At 74.8% G+C, this 10,741-nt stretch carries 10 protein-coding genes; all 10 read left to right on the top strand.

The features are described from left to right. Nucleotides 1-36 precede the first annotated feature (36 nt). The 10 genes from ACN27D_RS05690 (at nucleotide 37) to ACN27D_RS05645 (ending at nucleotide 10,622) form a co-directional block, all read left to right on the top strand. A complete protein-coding gene (locus ACN27D_RS05690) occupies nucleotides 37-1,089 on the top strand; it encodes a substrate-binding domain-containing protein (RefSeq protein ID WP_421498686.1) in 1,053 nt (350 codons plus the stop codon). 53 nt (nucleotides 1,090-1,142) lie between these two features. Beyond that, nucleotides 1,143-2,315 carry a Gfo/Idh/MocA family protein gene (locus ACN27D_RS05685; protein ID WP_421501112.1) on the top strand — a complete coding sequence of 391 codons (1,173 nt, stop codon included), beginning with the start codon at nucleotides 1,143-1,145 and terminating at the stop codon, nucleotides 2,313-2,315. Nucleotides 2,316-2,525: 210 nt separating this feature from the next. Next, complete coding sequence (locus ACN27D_RS05680; RefSeq protein ID WP_421498685.1) at nucleotides 2,526-3,674, top strand: inositol-3-phosphate synthase; 1,149 nt, start codon at nucleotides 2,526-2,528, stop codon at nucleotides 3,672-3,674. Continuing rightward, nucleotides 3,671-4,564: an SCO3242 family prenyltransferase gene (locus tag ACN27D_RS05675; RefSeq protein WP_421498684.1), complete on the top strand. Its 894-nt coding sequence runs from the start codon at nucleotides 3,671-3,673 to the stop codon at nucleotides 4,562-4,564. The genes ACN27D_RS05680 and ACN27D_RS05675 overlap by 4 nt, the downstream gene beginning before the upstream one ends. After that, nucleotides 4,561-5,454 (top strand): sugar phosphate isomerase/epimerase family protein, encoded by an 894-nt coding sequence (locus ACN27D_RS05670; protein WP_393157086.1) that lies wholly within the window; start codon nucleotides 4,561-4,563, stop codon nucleotides 5,452-5,454. Before ACN27D_RS05675 ends, ACN27D_RS05670 begins: the two co-directional genes overlap by 4 nt. 34 nt (nucleotides 5,455-5,488) lie before the next feature. Continuing rightward, nucleotides 5,489-6,094, top strand: a complete 606-nt coding sequence (locus ACN27D_RS05665; RefSeq protein ID WP_121684090.1) for an EboA domain-containing protein — start codon at nucleotides 5,489-5,491, stop codon at nucleotides 6,092-6,094. Between the two features lies 1 nt (nucleotide 6,095). Beyond that, nucleotides 6,096-6,947 (top strand): TatD family hydrolase, encoded by an 852-nt coding sequence (locus tag ACN27D_RS05660; protein WP_421498683.1) that lies wholly within the window; start codon nucleotides 6,096-6,098, stop codon nucleotides 6,945-6,947. Then, nucleotides 6,947-8,167 carry a metabolite traffic protein EboE gene (gene eboE, locus ACN27D_RS05655; RefSeq protein WP_421498682.1) on the top strand — a complete coding sequence of 407 codons (1,221 nt, stop codon included), beginning with the start codon at nucleotides 6,947-6,949 and terminating at the stop codon, nucleotides 8,165-8,167. Before ACN27D_RS05660 ends, eboE begins: the two co-directional genes overlap by 1 nt. Then, nucleotides 8,164-9,558: an alkaline phosphatase family protein gene (locus tag ACN27D_RS05650; RefSeq protein WP_421498681.1), complete on the top strand. Its 1,395-nt coding sequence runs from the start codon at nucleotides 8,164-8,166 to the stop codon at nucleotides 9,556-9,558. The genes eboE and ACN27D_RS05650 overlap by 4 nt, the downstream gene beginning before the upstream one ends. Next, nucleotides 9,555-10,622: a polyprenyl synthetase family protein gene (locus tag ACN27D_RS05645; protein WP_393157096.1), complete on the top strand. Its 1,068-nt coding sequence runs from the start codon at nucleotides 9,555-9,557 to the stop codon at nucleotides 10,620-10,622. Before ACN27D_RS05650 ends, ACN27D_RS05645 begins: the two co-directional genes overlap by 4 nt. The last annotated feature ends 119 nt before the right edge of the window (nucleotides 10,623-10,741 follow it).

Genomic DNA, 10,741 nt, shown 5'->3' with positions numbered 1-10,741 from the left:
CCCGAAACCACCAACCACCTCATCCCAGGAGGCGTCATGAGAACACCGCGCCATGACCTGTCCCGCCGCCGGCTGCTCTTCGGCGGGGCCGCCGTCTCCGCCGGGGTGCTGCTCGCCGGCTGCACCAGCAACGAGCAGAACCCGACCGAGGCGCAGACCAAGGCGGCCGGTTCCGGCGCCAACACCGAGCCGGGCAAGAAGGTGACCATCGGCTTCTCCGCCCCGGCCGCCGACCACGGCTGGATCGCCGCCATCACCAACAACGCCAAGGCGCAGGCCGGGGCGTACCAGGACGTGGAGCTGAAGTCGGTCGAGGCCGGCGCGGACGCGGCGGCCCAGCGGGCGGCGCTGTCCACGCTGATCTCGCAGAAGCCCGACGTGATCGTGCTGCTGCCGCACGACGGCAAGGAACTCAACGCGTTCGGCCTGGAGGCGATGAAGGCCGGCATCCCGGTGGTCAACCTGGACCGGGCCTTCCCGGACGCGCGCGCCTACCGGCTGCAGATCAAGGGCGACAACTACGGCATGGGGGTGGCCGCCGCCACCTACATCGCCGAGCAGCTCAAGGCCAAGGGCGTGAGCAACCCGGTGATCGGCGAGATCCCCGGCATCGAGTCGCTGGAGCTGACCCAGGAACGGTCCAAGGGGTTCGCCGACACGCTCGCCTCGTACGGGTTCAAGGTCGCCAACCGGCGGCCGGCGGAGTTCACTGTCGACTCCGGGCAGCAGGCCGCCACCGGTCTGTTCCAGGCGCTGCCGAAGATCGACGCGGTCTGGAACCACGACGACGACCAGGGCATCGGCGTGCTCGCGGCGGTCAACCAGGCCAACCGCAAGGAATTCATCATGGTCGGCGGCGCCGGCTCCAAGAAGGCCATGGAGGACATCACCGCCGACAACACCGTCCTCAAGGCCACAGTCACCTACAGCCCCTCGATGGCCTCCTCGGCCATCTCCCTGGCCCGCCTGATCGGCCAGGGCAAGGGCATGTCCGACCTGGTCGAACTCCAGGTACCGAAGGAGATCGTGCTCGCCTCCGAGACGATCACCAAGGAGAACGCGAGCGACTACCTGAAGCTCGGGTTCTGACACACGGGGGGAGACCCACCTTGTCCAGTCACGACAGCATCCTGCGCGTCGGCATGGTCGGCTACGCGTTCATGGGCGCCGCGCACTCCCAGGCGTGGCGCACCGTGAACCGGGTGTTCGACCTGCCGGCGCGGGTGCGGATGGCGCTCGTCTGCGGCCGGGACGAACCGAAGGTGGCCGAGGCCGCCGACCGGCTCGGCTGGGACGGCTACACCACCGACTGGCGGCGGCTCGTCGAGTCCGACGAGATCGACGTGGTCGACATCTGCACGCCGGGGGACAGCCACCGCGAGATCGCACTCGCCGCGCTCGCCGCGGGCAAGCACGTGCTGTGCGAGAAGCCGCTCGCCAACAGCGTCGCCGAGGCCCGGGAGATGACCGAGGCCGCGGCCCGGGCCCGCGAGGCCGGGGTACGCGCGATGTGCGGCTTCAACTACCGGCGGGTGCCCGCTGTCGCCCTGATGCGGCAGCTGGTGGCCGACGGGCGGATCGGCGAGATCCGGCACGTCCGGGCGACCTACCTCCAGGACTGGATCGTCGACCCGCAGTTCCCGCTGGTGTGGCGGTTGCAGAAGGACAGGGCGGGCTCCGGCGCGCTCGGTGACATCGGCGCGCACATCATCGACCTGACCCAGTACGTCACGGGTCAGCTCGTCACCGGGGTCAGCGCGCTCACCGAGACGTTCGTGCGGCAGCGGCCACTCGTCGCCGGGTCGAGCGGCCTCGCCGCGCAGGCCGACGGCAACGGCAGCGCGACGGGTCAGGTGACTGTGGACGACGCGGCGGTGTTCGTGGCCAGGCTCGACGGGGGAGCGCTGGCCACGTACGAGGCGACCCGGTTCGCCACCGGCCGCAAGAACGCCCTGCGGGTCGAGATCAACGGCTCGCGCGGCAGCGTCGTGTTCGACCTGGAACGCCTCAACGAACTGGAGTTCCTGGACGCCACGCGGCCCGCCGCCGAGCAGGGCTTCAGCCGGATCCTGGTGACCGAGCCGGACCACCCGTACCTGGGTGCGTGGTGGCCGCCCGGCCACATCATCGGCTACGAGCACTCCTTCACCCACCAGGCGCGCGACTTCGTCGAGGCGGTCGCCACCGGCGCCGACCCGGCACCGTCGTTCGCCGACGCGCTTCAGGTCCAGCTCGTGCTCGACGCGGTGACCCGCTCGGCCGAGCGGGCCGCCTGGACGGAGGTGGAGCCCGCTCTGGCCGAAGCTTCCGCCTGACCCGAGGCGGCCCCTGCGGGGTCCGCCGACACTCACCGGCGCCGGCCGGCGAGGGCCCGCCGCGGTTGCGCCCCGCGGCGGGGACGAGGCCGGCTCCGGGGAGCGTGCCGCCGGTGTCCGCCGGCACGGCCAGTACGGCCCTCCGGTGCGGCCGGACCGGGATTCCCCGGCCGCACCGGCGGACCGGCCTTACCTGGGGAGGTAGCGCGAATGCGTACGGGTGTCTGGCTGGTGGGTGCGCGCGGCTCGGTCGCCACCACCGCCGTGGTCGGCGGGCTGGCCCTGCGGGCCGGGCTCACCGCGCCGACCGGCTGCGTGACCGAGCTGCCCGACCTGCGCGGGCCCGCCCTGCCGGGCTTCGCCGATCTCGTCTTCGGCGGCCACGACGTGGTCGCCACCCCGCTCACCAAACGCGCCGAGGCGCTGGCCGCCGCCGGGGTGCTGCCCGCCCGGCTGGCCGACGCCGTGGCACCGGACCTGGCCGCCGTCGAGGCGGCCCTGCGTCCCGCACCGACCGAGGGCGACCAGGGCGAGCGGATCGCCACTGTGGTCCGTGACCTGACCGGGTTCCGGGACCGGCACGGGCTGGACCGGGTGGTGGTGGTCAACGTCGCCGCGACTGAGCCGGCGCCCGTCCCACACCCGGCGCACCACGACCTGGCCGCGCTGCGGGACGCGCTGACCGGCCCGGCCGACGTGCTGCCGCCCAGCTCCGGATACGCGTACGCGGCGTTCACCGCCGGCTGCCCGTACGTGGACTTCACCCCGTCGACCGGTGCCCGGCTGCCGGCCCTGGCCGCGCTCGCCGTCGAACACGCGCTGCCGTACGCCGGGCACGACGGCAAGACCGGCGAGACGCTGCTCAAGTCGGTGCTCGCCCCGATGTTCGCGATGCGGCACCTGGCCGTGCGCTCCTGGTCCGGCACGAACCTGCTCGGTGGCGGCGACGGCGCCACGCTCGCCGACCCGGCCGCCAACGCCGCGAAGGTGGGCAGCAAGCAGCGGGTGCTCGCCGAGACGCTCGGCTACCTGCCGCAGGGCCACACCCGGATCGAGTACGTCGAGGAACTGGGCGACTTCAAGACGGCCTGGGACCTGGTCACGTTCGCCGGTTTCCTGGGCACCGGCATGCGGATGGAGTTCACCTGGCACGGCTGCGACTCCGCGCTGGCCGCGCCGCTCGTGCTGGACCTGGCCCGGCTCACCGCCGCCGCGCACGCCGCCGGCCACCACGGTCCGCTGACCGAGCTGGCGTTCTTCTTCAAGGATCCGCTCGGCGCGACCGGCCACGCGCTCGGCGACCAGTGGACGGTGCTGCGGGACTTCGTCGCCGGCCTGCACGCCCGGGTGACGCCGTGACCCGCCTGGCCGACCTGGCCGAACTGGTCCGGGCGCCCGCCGCGCTCTCCGTACCGGGGGATGTGCTCTCCGGCGCGGCGGCCGCCGGTGCGCTCGGCCCGCGCACACCGGCCCTGGCCGGCGCGTCGGTGCTGCTCTACTGGGCCGGGATGGCCGCCAACGACTGGGCCGACCGGCGGCTGGACGCGGTCGAGCGGCCGGAGCGGCCGATTCCGTCCGGCCGGGTGCGCCCGTCCGTCGCGCTCGGCGTCGCGTCCGGCCTGACCGCCGCCGGGCTCGCGGTAGCCACCGCCGCCGGGGGCCGCCGCGCGGCGGCGGTCGCGCTCCCCCTCGCCGCGACGATCTGGGGGTACGACCTACGGGCGAAGAACACCGCGGCCGGCCCGGCGGTGATGGCCGCGTGCCGGGGGCTGGACGTGCTGCTCGGCGCGTCCGGCGGGCGGGTGGTCCGGGCGCTGCCGGCCGCGCTCACAGTCGCGGCGCACACCTGGACCGTGACCGCGCTGTCCCGCCGCGAGGTCACCGGCGCGGACCGGCGTCTGCCCGGCCTCACACTGGCCGGCACCGCCCTGATCGCGCTCGCCACCCCGGCCCGGCCCACGCAACCCGCCACCGGCCGCGGCGGTTCCAGCCGCGCCGCCCGGCTCGGTGACCTCGTGCCGGCGGTCCTCGCGGCCGGATACGCCACCCGCTACGGCCGGGCCCAGGCGCGGGTGCTCGCCGACCCGTCACCGGGCCGGGTGCGCGCCGCCGTCGGGGCCGGGATCACCGGGCTGCCCGCGTTGCAGGGCGCGCTGACCGCCCGCGCCGGGGCCCGGATGCTCGGCCTCGCCGTGGCCGGCGCCGCCCCGCTCGGCCGCCGCCTGGCCCGACTGATCTCACCGACATGACCGCCGCGCCCACCCGGGCCGCCGCCGGCCCACTGTCCGGACCGGGCGCGCTGCGCTTCGGGTACGGCACCAACGGCTTCGCCAACCACCGGCTCGGCGACGCGCTGGCGGTGATCGCCGACCTCGGGTACGTGGGCGTCGCGCTCACCCTCGACCACGACCACCTGGACCCGTTCGCCCCCGGCCTGGCCCGCCGGGTCGCCGCCGTACGCCGCCGGCTGGACGCGCTCGGGCTCGCAGTGGTGGTCGAGACCGGCGCCCGGTACCTGCTCGACCCGCGGCACAAGCACGCGCCGACACTGCTGCACGACGACCCGGCACGGCGGGTGGAGTTCCTGCGCCGGGCCGTCCGGATCGGCGCCGACCTGGGCGCGGAGGCGGTCTCCTTCTGGGCCGGCGTACGCCCGCCCGGCGTACCACCCGATGTCGCGGCCGACCGCCTGGTCGCGGGCTGCGCGACGGTGTGCGCCGAGGCGGCGGAGGCGGGCGTGCCGCTGGGTTTCGAGCCGGAGCCGGGCATGCTCGTCGAGGACATCGCCGGGTGGTGGTGGCTGCGCGAGGCGCTCGGCGCGCCGCCCGGCTTCGGCATCACGCTCGACATCGGCCACTGCCGCTGCCTGGAGCCGCTGCCGGTGCCACAGTGCGTGTCCGAGGTCGCCGAGCACCTGGTCAACGTGCAGATCGACGACATGCGCCGGGGTGTGCACGAGCACCTGGAGTTCGGCACCGGCGAGATCGACTTCCCGCCGGTGCTGCGTGCCCTGGCCGACGCCGGCTACCGCGGGCTGGTGGCCGTGGAACTGCCCCGGCACTCGCACGCCGCCCCGGCCGTCGCCGCCCGCTCACTGGACTTCCTGCGCACCGCCGCCTCGCGCGGCGAGGGGCGGTGACCCACCACCTTCCACCCGGCAGAGGGGAGACGGCATGACACCCGACCGACTGCGCGCCGCGCTTCGGGGCGTACCCGATCCGCAGTGGCTGGACGCGGCGCTGCGCCGCGTCGCGACCGAACCCACGGCCGTCGAGCGGTTCTTCGCCGCCGCCGCCCGGCGGTGCGGTCGCGGGCCGCTGCCCGACCTGCCCGGCTGGACGGCCGACGACGCGGCGCGGGCGCTGCTGCTGACCGCGCTGCCGAACGGCCACGCCGTCGCCGCGGAGACCCTGTACCGGCAGGGCGACGCCGCCGAGAAACGCGCCGTGCTGCGCGCGCTGCCGCTGCTGCCGATCGGCGCGGAATGCGTGCCGCTGCTGCACGACGCGATCCGCACCAACGACACCCGGCTGGTCGCCGCCGCGCTCGGCCCGTACGCCCGGCACCTGGAGCAGGCGACCTGGCGGCAGGCGGTGCTCAAGTGCGTGTTCACCGGCGTGCCGCTGGCGGTGGTCGACGGCCTGGCCGACCGCGCCGACGGCGAGCTGGCCCGGATGCTCGCCGCGTTCGCCGCCGAACGGCACGCCGCCGGTCGCGACATGCCCACCGACGCGACCGACCTGCTGCGCCGGCTGACCATCCCCACCACGGAGGCGTGACATGCGCATCTTCGACCCGCACATCCACATGACGTCCCGCACCACGGACGACTACGAGCGGATGGCCGCCGCCGGGGTCCGCGCGGTGGTCGAGCCGGCGTTCTGGCTGGGCCAGCCGCGCACCAGCGTGGACAGCTTCGTGGACTACTTCGACTCGCTGATCGGGTGGGAGCCGTTCCGGGCCGGCCAGTTCGGCATCCGGCACCACGCCACAGTGGCGCTGAACCCGAAGGAGGCGAACGACCCGCGCTGCCGGCCGGTGCTCGACCTGCTGCCCCGCTACCTGGACAAGGACGGCGTGGTGGCGGTCGGCGAGATCGGGTACGACGCGATGACGCCGGCCGAGGACGCCGCGCTGGCCGGGCAGCTCGCCCTGGCCGTCGCGCACGACCTGCCCGCGCTGGTGCACACGCCGCACCGGGACAAGGCGCGCGGCGTCGAGCGGACGCTCGCGGTGGTCACCGAGTCGGGCATCCCGCCCGGGCGGGTGCTGGTCGACCACCTCAACGAGGTGACAGTGGAACTGGTCCGGGACACCGGCTGCTGGCTGGGCTTCTCCATCTATCCCGAGACGAAGATGTCGCCGCCGCGCATGGTGGAGCTGCTGAAGCGGTACGGCACCGAGCGGATGCTGGTGAACTCCGCCGCCGACTGGGGTCGGTCGGACCCGCTGCTGACCCGGGCCACCGGGGAGGCGATGCTGCTGGCCGGGTTCGACGCCGACGAGGTGGACCGGGTGCTGTGGCGCAACCCGGTGGAGTTCTACGGCCAGTCCGGCCGGCTCGACCTGACCGACCTGGAGGCGTGCGACCCCACCTTCGCCGGCAACTCGATCCTGCGCGGGGGGCAGTGATGCGGCTGCGTCACGCCGACGGCACGACCGTCCACCTCGGCTACTGCACGAACGTGCACCCGGCCGAGGACCTGCCGGGCGTCGTCGCCCAGCTCGACACGTACGCGGTGGCGGTGCGCCGGGCGCTCGGCGTCGACCGGCTCGGGCTCGGCCTCTGGCTGGCCGCGCCGGTGGCCGCCGCGCTCGCCGCCGACCCGTCGGCCCGCCGCCGGCTGCGCCACGAGCTGACCGTACGCGGGCTGGAGGTGGTCACGCTCAACGGCTTCCCGTACGCCGCGTTCCAGGCCCCGGTGGTGAAGGGCGCGGTGTACCACCCGGACTGGACCACGCCGCAGCGGTCGGCGTACACGCTGGACCTGGCCCGGGTACTGGCCGACCTGCTGCCCGACGACGCCGTCCGGGGCTCGATCTCGACGCTGCCGATCGCCTGGCGCACCCCGTGGGATTCCGGGCGGGCCGCCACCGCCCGGCGCCGGCTGGACGCGCTGGCCGAGGGCTTGGCCGCCGTGCAGTGGGACACCGGCCGGGTGATCCGGGTGGGCTTCGAACCGGAACCGGGCTGTCTGGTGGAGTCGACGGGACAAGCACGCGAGGTATTCTCAGACATGGATACCGACCGGCTCGGGATCTGCCTGGATCTCGCGCACCTGGCGTGTGCCTGGGAGCGGCCGGCGGATGCCCTGGCCGGGCTGCGTGCCGCCGGGCTGCCGGTGGTCAAGGTCCAGGTGTCGGCCGCGATCGAGGCGCCCGACCCGGCCGGGGCGAGCGAGGCGCTGCGCCGTTTCGTCGAACCGAGGTTCCTGCACCAGACCCGGGCCGCCGGAGTGTGCGGCGCCGCCGATCCGGCCGATCCGGCGTACGCGGCCGACGACCTCGACGCCGCACTCGACGCGCGCCTGCCCGGGGCGTGGCGGGTGCACTACCACGTGCCGTTGCACGCCCCGCCCGAGCCGCCGCTGCGCTCCACGGTCCCGGTGCTACGCGAGGCGCTCGCCGCGTTGTTCGCCGGTCCGGTCGCCGGCTGCGACCACCTCGACGTCGAGACGTACACCTGGGGGGTGCTGCCGGAGGCGCGGCGGCCGCGCGGCGACGCGGAGCTGGCCGCCGGCATCGCCGCCGAGCTGGCGTTCGCCCGCGACGAGCTGACCGCGCTCGGCCTGGCCGACGGCGGCGGGGTGGGCGCTCCGGGTCCGCGGGCGGCGGAAGGCGTCCCCTCGTGAGCCGGCGGCTGGTGGTGCTCGACGTGGTCGGGCTGACGCCGCGTCTGCTGGCGCACATGCCGCGGCTGCGCGCGGTGGCCGAGGCCGGGTTCGCCGCCGAGCTGGGCACCGTGCTGCCGGCGGTGACCTGCTCGGCGCAGTCCACGTTCCTCACCGGCGAGCTGCCCGCCGGGCACGGCGTGGTGGGCAACGGCTGGTACTTCCGCGACCTGGGCGAGGTGCTGCTCTGGCGGCAGCACCACGCGCTCGTCGGCGGCGAGAAGGTGTGGCAGGCGGCCCGCCGCGTCGAGCCGGGCTACCGGGTCGCGAACGTCTGCTGGTGGTACGCGATGGGCGCGGACGTGGACTGGACGGTCACGCCGCGCCCGGTCTACCACGCCGACGGCCGCAAGGAGCCGGACTGCTGGACCGACCCGCCCGAGCTGCGGGACACGCTCACCGACGCGCTCGGCACGTTCCCGCTGTTCAGCTACTGGGGTCCGGGCGCCGGGCTGCCGTCCTCGGCGTGGATCAGCCGGGCGGCGCAGCGCATCCTCACCGACCACGCCCCCGACCTGACCCTGGTCTACCTGCCGCACCTGGACTACGACCTGCAACGCTTCGGCCCGTCCGGTCCGGAGGCCGCCGCCGCGGCGGCCGAGCTGGACGCCGTGCTCGGTCCGCTGCTCGACGCCGCGCGGGAGCAGGGAGCCACCGTGGTGGCGTTGTCCGAGTACGGCATCACCGACGTGTCCCGACCGGTGGACGTGAACCGGATGCTGCGCGCCGAGGGGCTGTTGCGGGTCTACACCCAGGCCGGGATGGAATACCTCGACCCGTGGACGTCGCGGGCGTTCGCGGTCGCCGACCACCAGGTGGCGCACGTCTACGTCAGGGAACCGGCGGACGTGCCGGCCGTGGCGAAGCTCTGCGCCGCGCTGCCGGGCGTGGCCGAGGTGCTGGACGCCGCCGGGCAGGCCGGGTACGGCCTGGACCACCCGCGCTCGGGTGAGCTGGTGCTGGTGGCCGAGCCGGACGCCTGGTTCACGTACTACTACTGGCTCGACGACGCGCGGGCGCCCGACTTCGCCCGGCTGGTCGAGATCCACCGCAAGCCCGGCTACGACCCGGCCGAGCTGTTCTTCGACCCGGCCGCGCCGGGCGCGGCGAAGCGCCGGGCGGCGGTGGCGCTGGCCCGCAAGAAGCTCGGGCTGCGCTACCTCATGAACGTGGTGGGACTGGACGCGGGCGCGCGGGCGGTGCGTGGTTCACACGGGCGCCTGCCCGCCGACCCGGCGGACGGCCCGGTGCTGCTCTGCTCCGACCGGGCCGCGATCCGGCCCCGGGTGGAGGCCACTGATGTGAAGGCGTTGCTGCTCGAAGTCGCCGGACTGGCCTGGGAGGCACCATGACCGTAACCGTCGCACCGACCGACCCGGCCCTGCTGCGGGGCCGCTTCGACGCCGCGCTCGCCGCGTTCCTGGACGCGAGAGAGCCGGGTCGGCCGGACGACGGTACGGGGGCCGTCCACACCGCTCTACGCTGGTTCGTCCTGGCCGGCGGCAAGCGGATGCGCCCACTGTTCTGCTACTGGGGCTGGCGGGGGTTCGGCGGCCCGGACGCCCCGGCGATCGTGGTCGCCGCGGCGTCGCTGGAGTTGTTCCACGCGTTCGCGCTGATCCACGACGACATCGTGGACCGCAGCGACCGCCGCCGGGGCGCGCCGACGCTGCACCGGTTCTTCGCCGACCTGCACGCCCGCTGCGGCTGGCAGGGCGACTCGGCGGCATACGGCCGGCAGGCGGCGGTGCTCTGCGGCGACCTGTGCGCCACCTGGTCGGCCGAGATGTTCCACGGGTGCGGGTTGCCGCCCGAGCGGCTGCGCCGGGGGCAGATGCTGCTGTCCCGGATGCGCTCGGAGGTGATCGCGGGGGAGTACCTGGACGTGGTCGGGGCGGCCGGGGACGGCACTGTGGCGAGCGCGCTCACCGTGGTACGGCTGAAGACGGCCCGCTACACGGTGACCCGTCCGGTGCAGATCGGCGCCGCGCTCGCCGGCGCCTCGCCGGAGGAGGTGGCCGCGCTGGCCGGGTTCGGCGACCCGCTCGGTGACGCGTTTCAGCTCCGCGACGACCTGCTCGGCGTCTTCGGCGACCCGTCCGTGACCGGCAAGTCCAACCTGGACGACCTGCGGGAAGGCAAACCGACGGTGCTGCTGGCGCTGGCCCGGGCGTCCACCTCCCCGGCCGGCGCGGCCCGGCTGGGGGAGCTGGTCGGCGATCCCGGCCTCGACCAGGCGGGCGCGGCCGAGGTGCGGGGCATCGTCGAGGAGTCCGGCGCCCGGGAGGCGGTGGAGCGGATGATCCGCACCCGGGCCGACGCCGCACTGGTCGCACTGGACGCGCTGCCGCTGGCGCAGCCGGCGCGACGGGTGCTGGCGGCGCTCGCGGAGCGGGCGGTCGACCGCCACGAATGACACCCACTTTTGTCGCTGAGCGGCGAAAGTCCAAGCCGATCGATCAGAAGCTATGGACAGGCTGATCGAAAGGTCTTAATGTCGTGCACAGCACAACGCTGTTTCGCCGAGGTGATCGC

The sequence above is a fragment of the Micromonospora sp. WMMD1274 genome (assembly GCF_049179035.1).
Classification (GTDB): domain Bacteria; phylum Actinomycetota; class Actinomycetes; order Mycobacteriales; family Micromonosporaceae; genus Micromonospora; species Micromonospora tulbaghiae.
The sequence above is the reverse complement of the archived record's forward strand: the minus strand, read 5'-3'. Positions and strand labels throughout refer to the sequence as shown.